General features: G+C 63.0%; 12 protein-coding genes and 1 pseudogene. 3 read left to right on the forward strand and 10 right to left on the reverse strand.

Annotated features, from left to right (window positions below; all coding sequences use genetic code 11):
* Positions 1 to 3: 3 nt before the first annotated feature.
* From BLR85_RS08685 to BLR85_RS08695, 3 genes and pseudogenes are all read right to left on the reverse strand, one after another.
* Positions 4 to 1,170 (reverse strand): N-acyl-D-amino-acid deacylase family protein, encoded by a 1,167-nt coding sequence (locus tag BLR85_RS08685; protein WP_244520659.1) that lies wholly within the window; start codon positions 1,168 to 1,170, stop codon positions 4 to 6.
* Complete coding sequence (locus BLR85_RS08690) at positions 1,167 to 2,102, reverse strand: DUF6963 family protein (protein ID WP_093153779.1); 936 nt, start codon at positions 2,100 to 2,102, stop codon at positions 1,167 to 1,169. The genes BLR85_RS08685 and BLR85_RS08690 overlap by 4 nt, the downstream gene beginning before the upstream one ends.
* Positions 2,099 to 2,827: pseudogene (locus BLR85_RS08695) on the reverse strand (ATP-binding cassette domain-containing protein); the annotation flags it as partial. The gene BLR85_RS08690 and the pseudogene BLR85_RS08695, both read right to left, overlap by 4 nt.
* A gap of 57 nt (positions 2,828 to 2,884) precedes the next feature.
* Here BLR85_RS08695 and BLR85_RS08700 point away from each other — a divergent pair.
* From BLR85_RS08700 to BLR85_RS08710, 3 genes are all read left to right on the forward strand, one after another.
* Positions 2,885 to 3,721, forward strand: coding sequence for a cation diffusion facilitator family transporter (locus BLR85_RS08700; RefSeq protein WP_280138470.1), 837 nt, complete (start codon positions 2,885 to 2,887; stop codon positions 3,719 to 3,721).
* A 774-nt stretch (positions 3,722 to 4,495) separates the two neighbouring features.
* The gene (locus BLR85_RS08705) at positions 4,496 to 7,747 is read left to right on the forward strand and encodes a tetratricopeptide repeat protein (RefSeq protein WP_139188337.1); all 3,252 of its coding nucleotides are present in this window, start codon (positions 4,496 to 4,498) and stop codon (positions 7,745 to 7,747) included.
* 194 nt (positions 7,748 to 7,941) lie between these two features.
* Positions 7,942 to 8,532, forward strand: coding sequence for a rhodanese-like domain-containing protein (locus BLR85_RS08710; protein WP_093153919.1), 591 nt, complete (start codon positions 7,942 to 7,944; stop codon positions 8,530 to 8,532).
* 379 nt (positions 8,533 to 8,911) lie between these two features.
* Here BLR85_RS08710 and BLR85_RS08715 read toward each other — a convergent pair whose 3' ends face one another.
* The 7 genes from BLR85_RS08715 to cysG form a co-directional block, all read right to left on the reverse strand.
* Positions 8,912 to 9,547: an SDR family oxidoreductase gene (locus BLR85_RS08715; protein ID WP_244520660.1), complete on the reverse strand. Its 636-nt coding sequence runs from the start codon at positions 9,545 to 9,547 to the stop codon at positions 8,912 to 8,914.
* Positions 9,514 to 9,744, reverse strand: a complete 231-nt coding sequence (locus BLR85_RS08720) for a hypothetical protein (protein ID WP_093153794.1) — start codon at positions 9,742 to 9,744, stop codon at positions 9,514 to 9,516. Before BLR85_RS08720 ends, BLR85_RS08715 begins: the two co-directional genes overlap by 34 nt.
* A gap of 244 nt (positions 9,745 to 9,988) precedes the next feature.
* Positions 9,989 to 11,092 carry an Mrp/NBP35 family ATP-binding protein gene (locus tag BLR85_RS08725; RefSeq protein WP_093153799.1) on the reverse strand — a complete coding sequence of 368 codons (1,104 nt, stop codon included), beginning with the start codon at positions 11,090 to 11,092 and terminating at the stop codon, positions 9,989 to 9,991.
* Between the two features lie 33 nt (positions 11,093 to 11,125).
* Positions 11,126 to 11,998, reverse strand: coding sequence for a dimethyl sulfoxide reductase anchor subunit family protein (locus BLR85_RS08730; protein WP_093153804.1), 873 nt, complete (start codon positions 11,996 to 11,998; stop codon positions 11,126 to 11,128).
* Positions 11,998 to 12,732, reverse strand: a complete 735-nt coding sequence (locus tag BLR85_RS08735) for a 4Fe-4S dicluster domain-containing protein (RefSeq protein WP_093153809.1) — start codon at positions 12,730 to 12,732, stop codon at positions 11,998 to 12,000. The genes BLR85_RS08730 and BLR85_RS08735 overlap by 1 nt, the downstream gene beginning before the upstream one ends.
* Positions 12,729 to 15,563, reverse strand: a complete 2,835-nt coding sequence (locus BLR85_RS08740) for a molybdopterin oxidoreductase family protein (protein ID WP_093153814.1) — start codon at positions 15,561 to 15,563, stop codon at positions 12,729 to 12,731. Before BLR85_RS08740 ends, BLR85_RS08735 begins: the two co-directional genes overlap by 4 nt.
* A 47-nt stretch (positions 15,564 to 15,610) precedes the next feature.
* Entirely contained in the window at positions 15,611 to 17,050 is a 1,440-nt protein-coding gene (gene cysG, locus BLR85_RS08745) for a siroheme synthase CysG (protein ID WP_093153818.1), read from the reverse strand.
* Between the last annotated feature and the right edge of the window lie 7 nt (positions 17,051 to 17,057).

Here is a 17,057-nt window from a genome sequence, read left to right on the forward strand (position 1 = left end):
ATGTCACAGAACACGCGGGAATGTTCCCCACAGACGCGGATGCGGGCGCCTGTCGCGCGGGAGGCCGTCGGATCCGACAAGCGACGGCGGCCATGACAGGATCCGTTCAAGATCGTCATCGTCCATCTGGTGATAGATGGCGCCGCCGGGCTTCAACCGTTTCAGGGCGGTCATCTGGTCCACGCCCCACCCCGCCGCGACCTCCTCCAGATCGCGGCCGGCCATCTCGGGATGCGAGTCGGACCAGCTCACGGTCACCTTTCGGCTGTCCTGGGCGAAATTTTCTATCAGGACAGTGGAACTGGCCGTGAAGGGGTAGACGTCGATGTCGAGGCGAATTTTCTGCCGGGCCGCCTCGATCATCGCAAGCGTCGTTCGAGAAAGCCCGAACGCCGCTTCACCGCAGCACTTATGGTGCGAGATCAGCGTGCGTGCCCCGCTGCGGCGCGCGATATCGATCGTCTCGGCGACCGCAGAAACCACCGCGGTATGTTCGTCGCGCCTATGCGTGGTCCACAGCCGCCCGGCATTGGCGACATCGGTGACGAGCGCGAGCAGTTCCTCGGTGGCGGTGGCTTTCGCCGGCGGGTAGGCAAGCCCGGCCGACAGACCGATGGCCCCCTGCTCCAGCGCGGCGGCGAGGTCGCTTCGCATGGCAGCGATTTCAGCCGCCGAAGCGGGGCCGGTCAGATCCTCGACCGCGCGCGCCCGGAGGACCGTGTGTCCGACAAGCGGAACGACATTGACCGCCGGCCCGGCGCGCCGCAATGCGTCCAGGAAGTCACCGAAGCTCTGGTATCTGTATTCTTCCGCCGTCGCGATCAGGTCGAGGGGTGGAACCGGCACATTCCGCCGGGAGAGCGGGCTCGGGCCGAGGCTGATGCCGCAATTTCCGGTAACGACCGTGGTGACGCCCTGGCTCAGTTTCGGCAGGATGGTTTCCCGGACGATCGCCGCGGCATCATCATGGGTATGCACATCGATAAAACCGGGCGCGAGGGCGTAACCGGACGCCTCCACGACCTCGCGTGACGACAGCGAAAGGTCGGAGCCGATCCGGACGATCCGCCCCCCTGCAACGGCGATATCGGCAATCTTGGGATCTTCCCCCGAACCGTCGAAGACCTGCGCGCCGCGGATCAACAGGTCGCATTCAAAGTCACCGCTCATCCCTGATCTCTTTCCACCCAGGAGACGACATCGCCGCCCCGGGTTCCGATGGTCGTTCCGTCGCGTAGGATGCAATAGGCCTCCTGCACGATCCGGCCCACCACGCGATTGTCGGCAATCACCGGATCTCCCCGGCGCACCGGACACCCTTCCCATTCCGGGCGACGCCAATCGGCATCGCAGGACTGAAAGGCAACAGGCCGGTCCGTCCCCGGATGGATGACCAATGCACGCAACATATCCCCTTCCCGTACGGCCAGCCCGCCAATGCCACATTGTTGCGCGGAAGCATCGCCGGGCGAGGCAAAGTCGATAATCGCCGACACGGCAAGTTGGGCCATGGCACTGTGCGGAAAGATCGAGTTGTGCAGAACGCCAATCGCAAGCCCCGTGGACGGGTCCGAAACCAAAGCGGACCCGATATCGTCCCGGGCATCGACCGACAACGAGTTGGACAGGGCAATCTCGCCATTTAGATTCATAACGATCAGCCCGGCATCCAGGTCCGGATAGGCCGAGAGCGCAGCATCGATGGCTCGCGTGGGCGTGGCGCCCTTGGCCATCGCAGCGAGCGCGACCATGTTCGGTGGCAATCCGTCCGGTCGCGGCATGTTCGGCAACCGATGGCCGGTCATCAATCCGGCCGCGGGATCGGCGGGGGTGAATTGCGACAGCGGTTCGGGGCGATCCGGACCGGAGGACATCAGAACGGCATGGCGGGCGGTTTCCAGTGCGCCCCACCCCGCCGAGGCGAGGATCGCCTTCGCACCACCCCTCTGCGTATCAAGTTTCAGAAGCTGGCCATCGGGTGACAGCGCGGCAAGGCTGACGAACCCACCGATTGCGCCTCGGCCGACCGCTTCCACCGCGCCAAGCCCGGCAATTGCCGCGCGGGCCGTGCCGGCCCGTTGAACTGCTATCCCGATCGTCACTGCGCCACCATGTGGCCCGGCGCCACCTCTGCAAGTGCTCCCATCGGAAGCGTTTCTGTTTCGATCTCCGGCATCGCGCCACGGGTGCGCGTCGGGTCTGGAACCGGCACCGCGGCCAGAAGAGCACGGGTATAGGGATGGGCGGGAGCGTTCAGGATCGCCTTGCGTGGTCCGATCTCCACGATCCGACCCTGCCGCATGACGGCGACGCGATGGGCCATCTCCTCGACCACGGCCATGTCGTGGCTGATGAACAGATAGGCCAGCCCGAGGCTTTGCTGAAGCTCCAGCATGAGTTCCAGCACCTGCGCCTGAACACTGACATCGAGGGCGGATGTCGGCTCGTCGGCGACGATCAGTTTCGGGTTGACCGACAGGGCGCGGGCTATCGACAGGCGCTGCCGCTGGCCACCGGAAAACTCGTGCGGGAAGCGGCGAATGTGATCCGGTTCGAGCCCCACACGGTGAAACAAGTCTTCGACGCGATCCTGCAACGCGCTGCCGGAGGCGATACCGTGGATCACCATCGGTTCGGCCACAAGCCGCCCGGCGCTGATGCGCGGGTTGAGGGAGGCAAAAGGGTCCTGGAAGATCATCTGCATCTGGCGCCGCGCCTGCCGGAGACCTTTCGGGCCATAGCCGCGCACGTCCATCCCGTCTACGATGATCGTCCCACTGTCGAGTTCCAGCAGGCGCAGGAGGGCCCGCCCGGAACGGGAGAGGCCTTTTCGGCCACTCGGCATTGGAGTAATAGCCGCAAGGAGCTATCTGGAGGCACCGCCTTGGACCAGGCTGTAAAGTACCGAGTGACAGGAATGGATTGCCCGTCCTGCGCCGCGAAGATCGAAAAGGCAGTGCACTCCGCAGGGGTCGAGAACCCGAAGATTTCGACAGCGTCCCAAATCCTCACCCTCAACGTGACCCGGGACGATGGGCGCCTGCTCGACGTCGAGCGCGCCATCGCCGAGGCCGGCTATCACCTCGACCGTCTGCTGCCCGACGCCGCGAAGACACCGCTAAAGACCCAGCCGCATATCACGGCTGCATACAGGCGGGCCCTCTGGATCGTGATCGTTCTCAATGTGGGTTACGGCTTGATCGAGATGGTCGGAGGCTTCCTTGCCGGCTCGCAGGCATTGAAGGCGGACGCCCTCGACTTCCTCGGTGACGGTCTGATCACCTTCCTTGGTGTTCTGGCAATTGGCTGGAGCTTGCTGTGGCGGGCGCGATCGGCCCTCGTTCAGTGCTTGTTCCTCGGAGCGCTCGGGCTGGGCGTGGTTGGCAACACGGTCTGGCGCCTGTTCGCGCAACAGCCGGTCGAAGCCGAACTCATGGGCGCGGTGGCGCTTGTCGCCCTCGCCGTGAACGTCGCGGCAGCACTGGTGCTTGTCCCCCACCGTGCCGGGGACGCGAATGTACGGGCGGTTTGGCTGTTCTCGCGCAACGACGCCATCGGCAATGCCGCCGTTGTCGTGGCCGCAATCCTGGTTGCCCTGACCGGCACAGCCTGGCCGGACCTGATTGTCGCTTTCGCGATTGCGGCGCTCTTTTTACACTCGTCCCTGGTCATTATTCGCGACGCGCTTCGGGATATCGCGACCGGACGGCCCACTGACTGACCAGTCGGCGTGTTCCCGTGTTGTCGAACCGTCCGTCGATACCGCCCTTCTCGTGACCAGGCACCGCGCCCCCGAGTTTGCATAAATGCGGACCGAGGCGTGGACGGAACCCAACATTCGTATTCGTCGGAAGGGCTGCACCCTTCGTTCCCGTCGTCGGAAACACAGGATCGAACTCCCTGCCCGCTTGTCGAGCCGACGGCCAGTTTCCGACAGTTGCGGGGCACCGGTCCCTTCGAGCCCGCGCAGTATGATCGGAGTAAGTCCCGAAGGTATCGGGATGGCGTCGCTCGCCGTTGATCTTCACGAACATCTCGCCCGGCGGCCACCGCCATTGCGAACCTGACCGCGGGAGCTCTGTGCATCTCTTGCGGCTTTTGGAGGCGAAGATCGGAACGCCCCGGATCCATCAGAACGACCGGTATCGATCAGACGCCCTCGCTGCAGATCGCCTGACAACGGGTGCCGAGATCTGTCTTGATTGGCGTTCTGACAGGCGACAAACTGCTCGCTACATTGGATCGTCAAGGAGTTTTCAACATGCGACCGAAAGCGCTGACGGCCTTTATGCTATTTAGGCCCGCTGTTGCCATCCGCGACTTTTTCGAGACTGGCCAGGCCGATACAGGCCATTTTCGCAGTGCTAGACAGGTTTTTCGGGTGTTTTATCCGCGCTGCTCCGACCGTTTTTTCCGAAATGGACGGACGGCGCCGCACTCTATTCAAGGGCCCTTGCAACAGACAGCGACTGCTCACATGGGCATAGTCTTCAACTTGAAACCTCTGCTGCTGGCAGCTGCGACACTCTCCATTTGGGCAACAATTTCGGCAGCCCAGACTCCCGTAAACTTGCTCGATCCCGCCACCGCCGGTTTCGACAACTCCCTGGTGTCAGCAGACCGGGCCGCACAGCTGCCTCAACTTCTCGATGGCGATCCAGCGACCTTTGCACGGTTCGAGATCGATCCGAACGATCCCGTTCCGGTTGATCTGGTCTTTTCCTTCACCGGCGAAGGCGTGGCGCCGGAAACGCTGGTTGTCACCAACTCCGACCCAGCAAACGGAGACCGGCCCGCGCGTTTTGACCTTCTTTACTCGACGGTCTCGGCCACAACCGGCTTCCGGTCGATACGAGATGAAGCCCTGGATGCGCTGAAGCCCTCCGAGACGTTCAAACTGCCGACGGCTGGCGCGAACTGGGTCATGCTCAGGCTCTATCCGACCACTGAGGCAACGTCGCTGACGCTGGCCGACATTGCGTTGAGCGGTCAGGCCTCCGCCCCCGAGACGAGGTACAAATTCGGCGAAAGCCCCGTAAAGGCTCTTGATATCATCGCCGAGCTCGCCGCTTTTGGAGGCGCTGATTTCTCACTGACCGACGATGAACGAGAAGTCTTTGCCAAGGCGAGCGACAATTCCCTCGATCAGCGCGACTTCGAAAACATCGCCCTGATCGCGTCCGGCGTGCGTGACAGCGCCCAAAGGGACGCTCTGATTTCTCAACTGGACGATCTGGAAGCCGAAGCACGCAAGAGCCTCGATGTTTCCGCGCCGCCCAAGGACCTTGGCGAAGCGCTCCTTCTCTGGTTGCATGAAACCGTCCTGACCGAGGGCTATGTTGAACGCCAGACCAACCTGTCCGGCGTTCTCTTGGACAAGAACTTCAACTGCGTGTCATCGGCCACGATCTACAATGCCTTGGGTCAACGGCTGGGACTGGATCTGCGCGCGATCGAGGTGCCCGACCACGCATTCTCAATTCTCTACGACGGGGCCGACCATTTCGACATCGAGACAACGACGCCCCGCGGCTTCAATCCGCACCGCGAGCGGATCGAAGAGTTCGAGAAACTGACCGGTTTTGCTTACATCCCGCAATCCAACAAATCGAAAAGACGCGAAATCGAACGGGCGGGCCTTGCCGCGCTGATCTACTACAACCATGGCGTCGGGTATCTGGAAGACGCGAACTATTACGAAGCGCTGCTGGCCAATTTCCGTGCGCTCAGCCTCGACCCTGAGTTTACGTCGGCCGCCACCAACGCGCTGGCGGCAATGGGCCGGTGGAGCCGTGATCTGGCGAAATCGGATCAATGGGAGGACGCTGCGCGCGTTGCGGCATTGGGACGGAAACTGGCACCGGAAGACCGCGCTCTCTCCGGTGCCGAGATGTGGATCTGGCAGGATTACGCGCTGGCAGTGTCCGAAGCCGAAGGCCCGGAGGCCGGACTTGCCGTGCTGGAGCGCGGCGCGGATACGGTTCCCGATGCCGACTTCGATCCACTCCGCTCCGCCCTGTTCATTCGACCGGGGGAGGCGGCTATCGAGTCCGGCGACTGGGACGCCGCGTATTCCTTTGCTGAAACGGGTCTCGCCCTTCTCGGCAACGAGGCGCATGACGATCTGAACTCGTGGAAAGAGCAACTCTACCTGCGCCAGTCACAACAGGCCTTGAAGAACGCTCAATTCGACGATGCGGCGAGGGTTCTCTTCGACGGGCGCACGGCCTATCCGGACAGCACGTCGATACCCCGCGCTCAGGCTTATCTCGCCCAGACCTGGTCTGACGATGCCGAAAATTTCGATGCCGGGCTCAAGGTTCTCGCGGATTTCGCCGAAAAATACGCACCTGTTTCGGGCCTTGACGGCATAGCGGAAAGGTTTGTCCTCGAACATATCCGTGAGGCTTCGCAAAGTGGTGCCGCGACCGAGGCGGCACTGGACATGGCCGAGCGCGCCGGCGCGTTGCTTGCCTCCGTTGGCACCGAGATGGAAATGGCTCCGCGCGTCTACAGGATCTATGGCGACAAGCTGATCGACGAGAGCGACTGGCCAGCCGCAGCCCAGCTCTATTCCGAAGGGCTGGAGCGCTTCGCGGAGGACTACTACCTCAATCAGAACGCACGATACGTTGCACAACAATGGCAGCGCGCGGCTCTCGAGTCCGGCGGAAACTCGGAGCTTGAGGCTGTGGTTGGCAAACTTCGGCTGCTGTTTCCAACTTTCGCCCAGAACAAGGGTTTCGGTGAAAAGGAACTCGAACGCGAGGTCCTCAACCTGGTAAAGGCCAGGGATTACCCGGGGGCGCTCGCCTACCTCAACGGCGCACAACTATTGCTCTCCGAGGAAACCTACCGCGAGCTCCGGCTTTATATCATCGACCATGAGGCAAATGCGGCCATGAAGGCCATGGACTGGCGCCGTGCTGCGCAGATCTACGCGACAGGCAGGGCCCAGATGGCCGAGCCCAGGATCTTCTCCAACAACGTTGCCTATATTGCGCAGGAATGGACGACATCCGAGGGCAAGGCCGCGGGCGCCCAAGGCGTTGCCGAGACGATGGAAGCACTGGTTGCCTTGTTCCCCGGTGACGAGTCCGTGGCAGAAATGGGCGCGCGCACGTTGACACGGCTTGTTTCCCAAATGGTACGAGAGGACCAGCTGGATGAAGCCAAAGCGCAAGTGGTGCTCGCCCGCGAGTTCCTTGATCCCAAGGAACTTCGGTCGCTGACAATCGTTTTGTACCGCGACTATGGCAATCACCTGATCAGCCAGCACGACTGGGCGGGAGCGCTTGCCGCGCTCAAGACCGGCCTGGAGATCGTGCCCGATTCAAGCGATCTGAAAGGAAATGTTCCCTACGCTTTCCAGGAATGGGCGAGAGAGGTTCTTGCAACTGGCAAAGCGGAGGATTTCGTGGCTGCAGTGCAGGACATGAAAGAGGTTTTCCCGGGGTCCAGGTCCATGCCCGGTGTTCTGGAGAACGTGCTGTCACAAAAGGCCGGGCAAGAGGTTCAACAAGGTCATGCTGAAGACGCGTTGTCATTCGTGAACGCGGTTTCGGACGAACTCGACGCTGATACCCTCCACAACATCAAGATCTATCTCTACGATCAATGGGCACGCCAAAGCTTCGAGACCGACTGGGCGAAAGCGGCCGAAATCTATGCCCTTGGTCTGGAGGACGTTGGAAAAAGCTCGCTGCTGTCGAACAATTTGGGTTACGCGAAAAGCAAGCTGGAATAGCCGGAAAGATGGCAACGCTGTACGTTTGGACCTGAGCAGGCATGGCGGTCGTGGCATTCGTGGACAGCACGAAAACCCCGAAAAACGCTCAATCACAGATCACTTCGCTCGCGTGAGCAGACGAAAGATCGTACCAATGAGCGTCATTTGGATTCGTGACGGAAAAAAGCGTGTCCAGAATGGGAGGGGAGAACATGCGTATTCTAACTGCTGCGTTGATCGTCGCTGCGAACACGGCCGGTGCGAATCCGGTGGGGATCACGAAAGACATGATGAGTGTTGAGGTCGAAACCGCGCAGGGCGTGGTCGAAATTTCGCGCGTTCAGGATAATGACGCCGTGATCGAAGGGGATTTCGCCCGTATCGCGCGTCCCTGCCCGAGCTTCTGCATTCAGCCAATGATCCCCGCCGATGGCGTGACGCCAATTGGCGAGTTGGAATTGCTCTCCTTTCTGAACGATCCGGATATCGTCGTTATCGACGGTCGCGTGCGCCCCGATTACCAGACGGGCGCAATTCCCGGCGCGATCAACGTGCCCTATACGGAAGCCGCCGACAGGCTTGGCGAGCTCGGATGCGAGCCCGATTTCGACGGTTGGATCTGCGATGGCGAAGACGTCAAGTCCGTTGCGCTATACTGTAACGGCCCTTGGTGCGGACAGTCCCCGGCCGCGGCTCGCCGGATGATTGAGGCCGGTTTCCCGGCCGAAAAGATCTACTACTATCGCGCCGGGATGCAGGGTTGGCGCATGCTGGGGTTAACGGTGGCGGCGCCGGTCGACTGAAAACTTCGCCTTGTCTGCACGAGATACCGCGAGTTTGGCGGGTCGGACCAGGTTCGTCCTGAACTGTCGCGCATGGCCATTGCCGTCGCGGTGATGGGGTGCTTCGACCCAATTCGAACCGGTCCACCCAATGGCCCGCTGGCCACCATTTGTCCCACGCGGAGGTTCAGACGTCCTTTAACCGATCGCGTTTCGATATTCGGAGACGCTCTTTAGCCGCTGCCTTTCCCCCATCACAAGCCAGGCTGTGGCGTCAGTTTCGTGAACGGAGGGCGCAGAAGCGGCTCTGTCGCGGCACAAGCTATCCAGGACGCTGTCTGGATTTCTGAATGGAACCGATATCTGCATTGCAACCTGGCGCCCCCCGGCATGGCCCGCTCTACACGAGCCCCCCGTTGGGCTGGACGATCTGGCCATGCACCCAGGACGCCTTGTCGGAGGCGAGAAAACTCACGACCTCGGCCACTTCCTGCGGTGCGCCCACTCGGTTGAACGGATTCATCGCGGCGGATCGCTGGATTGCGGCCTCGTCCTTGCCGGAACGGAACAGGTCCGTGTCCACCGGGCCGGGCGCGACCCCGTTGACCCGAACCTTGCGCCCCGCCAGTTCCTTGGACATCGAGCGAAGCAGGCATTCCACCGCCGCCTTGGTCGCCGAATATGGGCCGAGGCCCGGGGCTGCGACGCGCACGAGCGACGTCGTCAGGCCGATGATCGTGCCGCCATCGGCGACATTTGCGGCGGCGGCCTTCAATACGTTGAAAGCGCCGACGATGTTTACCTCCACCAGGTCGCGGAAGCGCTCATCCGGGAAGCTCGCCATCGGCCCCGGCGGCACGTTGATCCCGGCATTGGCGACGACGCAATCGGGCGCCCGGCCGTGGCTGGCCGCTACGGTGTCAAACACGCCCGCGACGTCCTCTGGCTTGCGGATGTCCGCTCGGTGCATGGTGATCGTGGCACCCACCGCCTCGAAAGGGGTCAGCGGTGCAGCGCTGGCATGGGTGAGCGCCACGTCGAACCCGTCGCGCGCAAGCGTCTCTCCGATCGCGGCGCCGATGCCACGGCATCGTCCGGGCGCTCCGGATAGAGCGAGGTCATCTCGTAGCCCGCTGCCTCGGCCACCCGGCGGGCGCCGATCCGGGCCCCTTCATAGGCCGGGTTGGTCCCGTTCTTGGTGATGCAGATTATGTGTTTTCCCTGTCGCGCCATGTCAGCAGCGATCGTCCTTCTGAGTGTTCCAGAGAGAACGTAGTCCAGGACGGACCATTGGAAGAAAAACGAAATACCAATGCAGCTATAAGAAAACCCGATATGGTCGCGTGCGGGCCCGTCCGCTCACCGGACAGAACCGGCAACGCGATTACGATCCTCGCACGGCGCGGAGACTGGCCCGGTTTCGCCCGATCTGACCCTGCCTGGCCCGGTTAAACTGCGAAACCGCACATACCCTTTGCTACTCTTCGTCTTCCTCCGGGAACAGCCGGGCCGCCACCTTGAGCGCGATATCCCGGTAATACTTTGCGTGGATGCTGTCGGCTTCCGCCACCACGATCGGCGTGCCGGCATCCGAGTTCTCCCGGATGGCCATGTGGAGCGGTATCGCGCCCAGGAAAGGAACGCCGAGGCGGCGGGCGTCTTCCTCGGCTCCGCCATGGCCGAAGATGTCCGAGGGCTTGCCGCAATGCGGACAGATGAAGGTCGACATGTTCTCGATCATACCGAAGATCGGGACATCGACGTTCTTGAACATCTTCAGACCCTTGCGTGCATCAATTAACGCAAGATCTTGTGGTGTGGAGACGATGACCGCGCCTTGAAGTGGCACCTGCTGTGCCATCGTCAACTGCGCGTCGCCTGTACCCGGCGGCATATCAAGCACCATCACGTCCAACGTGCCCCAATCAACCTCCCGCGTCATCTGCATCAGCGCAGAGACGACCATCGGACCGCGCCAGATGACCGGGTTGTCCTCCTGCATGAGGAAGCCCATCGACATGACCTTGATCCCGTATTTCTCGATCGGGATCACCCGGTCTCCGACGATCTCGGGGCGCTCGGTAATGTCCAGCAGCCGCGGCATCGAGGGGCCGTATATATCGGCATCCAGAAGGCCCACCTTGAGCCCCAGAGAACGCAGGCCAAGTGCGAGGTTCACCGCTGTCGTGGACTTGCCGACGCCCCCCTTGCCGGAGGCAACGGCGATGATCGTCTTCACCCCCGGGATCTTCGCCGAATGCGGACGCATGTCGCGCCCGGGCGCTTCGGTCGGACGTTTCTTGAGCTTCGGCGGCTCGGGGGCTAGCGCGGAGGCTTCCCTCTCGGCCGTCAGCACGACGAGCAGGTTCTCGACCTCTTCAAGGCCACCGAGCCGATCCTCGATCGTCGCCTTCAACTCGGCAAGATCGCCCGGGAAACCGTCCGGAACATTCACCGGTACGATCACCTTGCCGTCTTCGACCTGCACTTCGTCCGCGACGACCATGCCCGAGGTCAACAGGTCGGTTCGCATCCCCGTCGGCGTGATCAGGGACAGCCGCGCCAATACCACTTTCTTCATCGGAATCTTTCCATTCTGGGCCAGCGTACCGGCCTATTTCCCATAATAGAGCGAGACGACATGTTTCGCCTCGGCGAAGAAGAGCCAGCGGATCGCCAGAACACCGGCCACATGGCTGCCCGCGGCGATCGCCAACGTCAGGAAATGCGGCGGCAGCAGGAGCAAGAGCACCACCGGCAGGATGAAGGCGAGCCCGCCCCCGATCCAACGCAGCTTCTCGGCATGTTTCCGGCCGACCTGGAACACCATTTCCTTGAGCAGGTAGTTTGTTCCCGAATGCGGTGGCTCCAGTTGCCGGACCGAGCCAAGCCCCTGCAGGCCGGTCGCGGTTTCGAGGCTTGCACCCGCCTCGGCGAAGAGTTCGCCCCCGAGTTGCCAACTGCCGAGCTGGGCGATCCCGACGAACACCAGCAGGATCGCCGCCATCACGACCTGCCCGGAAAATAGCGCCCCTCCCGCCGCGGCGTAGCCCAGAAACAGCAGAGGGGTCGCCGGCGTGGCCCAGCTGGGAACGGTCTTGAGCTGCGCATAGATCATCGAGGTGGTGAACACGGCCCCGATACAGGCAACCGCCCCGAGCCAGCCGAGCGCCGGGACAGAGCCGCCGAGAAAGACCTGCGCGAAGGCATGCGGGGCAACGATCACGAGCGCCGCGACCGACAGCACAGCCTCGCGGCTGAGCCAGCTGGTGCGCCACTGGCTGAACGCCTTGCGGGCGTTTTTCGGATTGGCGAGATGGTAGGTCGAGGCGAAAAGACCGCCCACGGCGAAGCCGTAACCGAGCAGGTAAAGGAAGAACGCCGTTTTTCCGATGACATCCGGATAGCCGAAGCCGAGCCAGGCAAGCAGGCCGAAGCCAAGGCCCGTGAGCGTCGTGAAGTAGATAACCGAGGGTGCCGGATACATCAGAGCGCCTCCAATGCCTTGTCGAGCCAGGCTAGAAAGCCCTTGGGCTCGGTGGATTTTGGCGCGAGCGCCTCCCCTTTCGTGAGCTCGTCCTTCTTTCGGGGCGGCAGGTACTTGTTGACCGGCCGCGTCTCCATCTCCGGCATCAGGTCCACACCGCCGCGTGCGGCGACCAGTTTCGAGACGTCGCTCTCGGGGTCGCCGAGATCGCCGAAATGGCGCGCGCCCGCCGGGCAGGTGCGCACGCAGGCCGGCACGCGATCCTCCTCGGGGATGTTCTCGTTGTAGATCCGGTCGACGCAGAGCGTGCATTTCTTCATCACGCCCGCAAGCGCGTCGAGTTCCCGCGCCCCGTAGGGACAGGCCCAGGCACAAAGACCGCAGCCCATGCAGTCGTCCTCGTTGACCAGCACGATCCCGTCCTCGCTGCGCTTGTAACTCGCGCCGGTCGGGCAGACGCTCACGCAAGGCGCGTCTTCGCAATGCAGGCAGGATTTCGGGAAATGCACTGTCTGTGCGGGCCCTTCGGCTGGCGTCACCTCGTAGCTGTGGACCCGGTTGAGGAACGTGCCGACCGGGTTGGCGCCATAGGCGTCGGTGTCGGAAAGCGGCGCACCGTAGTTCGAGGTGTTCCATTCCTTGCAGTTCACGACACAGGCATGACAGCCGACGCAGGTGTCGAGATCGATTACCAGCCCGAGCTTTTTCTGGCAGGTTTTCGGCAAGGCGGTCATTCGAAATCCTCCCCGAAGCGGATATCTCGCGGCCCACGGCCCACCGGAGATGCTTGCGCGGGATGGCTCGGTTGGGACGGGCCGCCGGGCGGTGCGCGGCGGATCTTCACCCTGAGGTCGAACCAGGCCGCCTGTCCGGTGATCGGGTCGGAATTCGCCCAACGCAGGCCGTCGCCCTTGGGCGGCAGCAACTCGTGGATAAGGTGGTTGAGCAGGAACCCCTTTTCGGCCTCGGGCGCCCGCTCGTCCAGCGCCCAGGCGCCGCGGCGCTTGCCGATGGCATTCCACGTCCAGACCGTGTCGGGGTTGAGCGCGTCCATCCGCGCCACCGGCACCCGTATCTTGCCATGGACGGAGGAGACCTCGGCCCAATCCCCCTCCTCGAAGCCTTCGGCCTCCCAGATCGCGCCGGGAATATAGAGCCGGTTCACGTTGGTGATCTGGCGGAGCCAGGCGTTCTGCGATCCCCAGGAATGGTACATGTGCATCGGCCGCTGCGTCAGCGCGTGGACGGGGTATTCGGCCTTGTCCACGGCCGCTTCCTCGAAGGGCTCATACCAGACGGGCAGCGGCGTGCAGGTGGATTTGATCCGCTCCCGCAAACGATCCGGCGGCTGGCAATCGCCATGCCCCTCCGCCGCCCGCTGCAGTTTCCGCATCGGTTCAAGATAAAGGTTGAAGACATACGGAAGCGGCTTGTCGAACAGGCCGATCCTTACGGCCCAGTATTGGTAGGCTTGGTTCCACGGCTTGTAATACTGCGCCTCCTCGGGGATATGCGCCATCCAGAAGCCGCCATTCTCGATGTAGCGGTCCAGTTGCTCCGGGTTGGCCGCGCCGCGGCCCTCGCTCGCGCCATCCTCGCCGCGCCATCCCGCCAGCGGGCCGACGCCGGGGCGGCGCTCATGGTTTGTGATGTAATCGGCGTAATCGGCGTATTTCCGGCTGCCGTCTTCGTTGACGAAGCCGGGCAGGCCAAGGCGCGCGCCAAGGTCAATGAGCGCCGACTGGAAGCCTTTCACATTCCGGTCCGGCTCCACCACCGGCCAGCGGATCGCATCCGCCGCCGCCTCGGCCTCGCAGATCGGACGGTCGAGCAGGCTGATGCAGTCATGCCGCTCAAGGTAGGTCGTATCCGGCAGGATGAGATCGGCAAAGGCCACCATCTCGGACGAATAGGCATCCGAATAGAGAATGCGCGGGATGACGTAGTCACCATTCTCGTCCTTGTCGGTCAGCATCATCATGACTTCGGACGTGTTCATGGTCGAGTTCCACGCCATGTTCGCCATGTACATGAAGAGCGTGTCGATCTTGTAGGGATCGCCCGCATGGGCGTTGGAAATCACCATGTGCATCAGCCCATGGACCGAGAACGGGTTCTCCCAGGTAAAGGCCTTGTCGATGCGGAGCGGTTTGCCGTCCTTGCAGATCTGCAGATCCTCTGGCCCCATGGGAAAGCCGAGATGCGGCCCGGGAAGCGGCTGGCCCGGCCTTCCCACCGCGTTCGGCTTGGGATGCGCTTCGGGCGGCTTGGGATAAGGCGGCTTGAAGCGGAAACCGCCGGGCACCTCGACCGACCCAAGCAGGATCTGCAGGATGTGCAGCGCCCGGCACGTCTGGAACCCGTTGGAATGGGCCGAGATCCCGCGCATCGCGTGGAAACTCACCGGCCGACCGATCATCTTCTTGTGCCGCTCGCCCTTCCAGTCGGTCCAGGGCTGGTCGAGCACGATCTCCTCTTCGAAGGCCACGCGGGCCAGTTCGGCGGCGACTGCACGGATCCGGTCCGGCGCAATCCCACAACGGTCGGCCACCGCGTCAGGGGCATGGTCCGGGCTGAGATAGGTCTCGGCCAAGAGTTGGAATGCAGGCTTGTACCCTTTGCCATCCTGCACGAAATGCCCCGCCAGGTCGGGTTTCACATCGGGCGCGTCGTAGTTGGCAATCTTGCCGGTCGCCCGGTCGATCACCTGCGCCACGCCCGCATCGTTGCGCAGGAACAGCCCGTGATCCTCTGCCTTTGGATCGTCGACCCGGACGAGAAAACCGGCATTCGTGTAGCGGCAGAGATAGTCGAGATCGATCCTGCCGGCACGGAGCAACTCGTGGATGATCGACAGGATGAAGAGCCCGTCCGTGCCCGGCGTGATGCCGATCCACTCGTCGGCCACGGCATTGTAGCCCGAGCGTATCGGGTTCACCCCGATCACCTTGCCGCCGCGTGCCTTGAGCCGGCCAATCCCGGCCTTAATCGGGTTGGAATCGTGATCCTCGGCCACCCCGAAGATCATCACCAGCTTCGCGCGGTCCCAGTCCGGCTGTCCGAACTCCCAGAATGCGCCGCCCATGGTGTAGATGCCGGCCGCCGCCATGTTGACCGAGCAGAACCCGCCATGCGCGGCGTAGTTCGGGGTTCCGTAGGCTTGCGCCCAGAAGGAGGTAAAGCTCTGGCTCTGGTCGCGCCCGGTGAAGAAGGCGAGCCTTTTCGGATCGGTCTCGCGGATCGGTTTAAGCCAGCTCACCGCGATCTCGTAGGCCTCTTCCCAGGAGATCTCCTCGAACTGGCCAGACCCGCGCGGCCCGACCCGCTTCATCGGCGCTTTCAGGCGCGCGGGCGAGTAGTGCTGCATGATCCCGGCCGAGCCCTTGGCACACAGCACGCCCTTGTTCACCGGGTGATCCCGGTTGCCCTCGATATATTTCACCTTGCCGTTCTGAAGGTGGACGTTGATCCCGCAACGGCAGGCGCACATGTAGCAGGTCGTCTGCCGCACCTCGTCCGAAACCTTGGGAGACGGTCGCGCCGCGATCCTCGTTTCAGTTCCCATTTGTCCTCCCCCGCATGCCACCGGACCCGGAGGCGATCGCTGAATCGTTATTCTGCAACTTCTGGCACCAGCGACATGGCATGTGCTTCTTCCCGCACGCGCGATGTCGCCAGCCGTTCGCGCAATTGCACGACGCTTCCGATGATGATCATCGACGGGCTGCGGAACTTCTCCCGGTTCACCTTGCCGACGATGTCGCCCAATGTCCCGACCAGCACCCGCTGGTCCGGGCGTGTCCCGTTCTCGATAACCGCAATATCGGTCTGCATCGAAACGCCGTGCCTCCGGAAACCTTCCACAAGTGTCGCGAGATTTGAAAGCCCCATGTAGACGGCGACCGTCTGGGCCGGTCGGATCAGCACTTCCCAGTCGAGGTCGAGAACGCCGTCCTTGCCATGTGCGGTGACGAAGAGGCAGGACTGCGCATGGTCGCGATGCGTGAGCGGAATGCCGGCATAGGCGCCACAGCCGGCCGAAGCGGTGATCCCCGGCACGATCCGGAAGGGCACGCCCTGCTCGGCCAGCGCCTCGATCTCTTCGCCGCCACGCCCGAAGATGAAGGGATCGCCCCCCTTCAGCCGCAGCACTCGGTTCCCCTGCCTGGCAAGCTGCGCCATCAGGGCCGAAATATCGTGCTGCTCCATGGTGTGTTCTTTCGGCAGTTTGCCGACATAGATGCGTTCGGCGTCGCGGCGCACGAGGCTGATGATCTCCTCACCCACCAGCCTGTCATAGAGCACCACGTCGGCCCGCTGCATCAGTCGCAGCGCCCGGAACGTCAGCAGGTCGGGGTCGCCGGGCCCTGCCCCGACCAGATACACCTCGCCCATCGGGCGCTCCTGATGGGTTGCGGCCAGTCTGAGATCGCTGTCGAACCGGGCCATCGCGCCGGCCGCGTCCCCCGCAAGGTAATGGTCTCCCACTGGCCCGTCGATCATCCGCTCCCAGAAGTGCCGGCGTTCCCGGCCGTCCTCGATCACGGCGGCGATCCGCTCCCGGAACTGCCCCACGAAGGCGGCCAGTTGCCCATAGGCGGGCGTCAGCATGGTCTCGATCCGTGCCCGCAACGTGCGGGCAATCACGGGTGCGGCACCGCCGGTGGAGATCGCGACCACAACGGGTGAGCGATCGACGATCGACGGCGTTACGAAATCGCACTTGTCGGTGACATCGGCAATGTTGCACAGAACCTTGAATTCGCGTGACCAGCCATAGAGTGCCTCGTCGCGCCCCTCGTCCTCGGAAGCGCCGTAGACGACGAGGCAATCGGCAACATCCTCGCGTACCGGAAGCCGCCGTTCGAAGGTGAGGCCCGCGGGAGCGGAACGGATGAGCCCCATTAGGTCCTCGCCCGGATCCGGATCAAACGACAGGACATGCGCGCCGGCCGAAAGGGCGCGTTCGACCCGGCGGGCCGCGACCGATCCGCCGCCATCGACGAGCACACGGCGGTCCTTCACGGTCAGGAAAATCGGCAGGTTATCCATCAGCGCC

The sequence above is a fragment of the Aliiruegeria lutimaris genome (assembly GCF_900099935.1).
GTDB lineage: Bacteria > Pseudomonadota > Alphaproteobacteria > Rhodobacterales > Rhodobacteraceae > Tropicimonas > Tropicimonas lutimaris.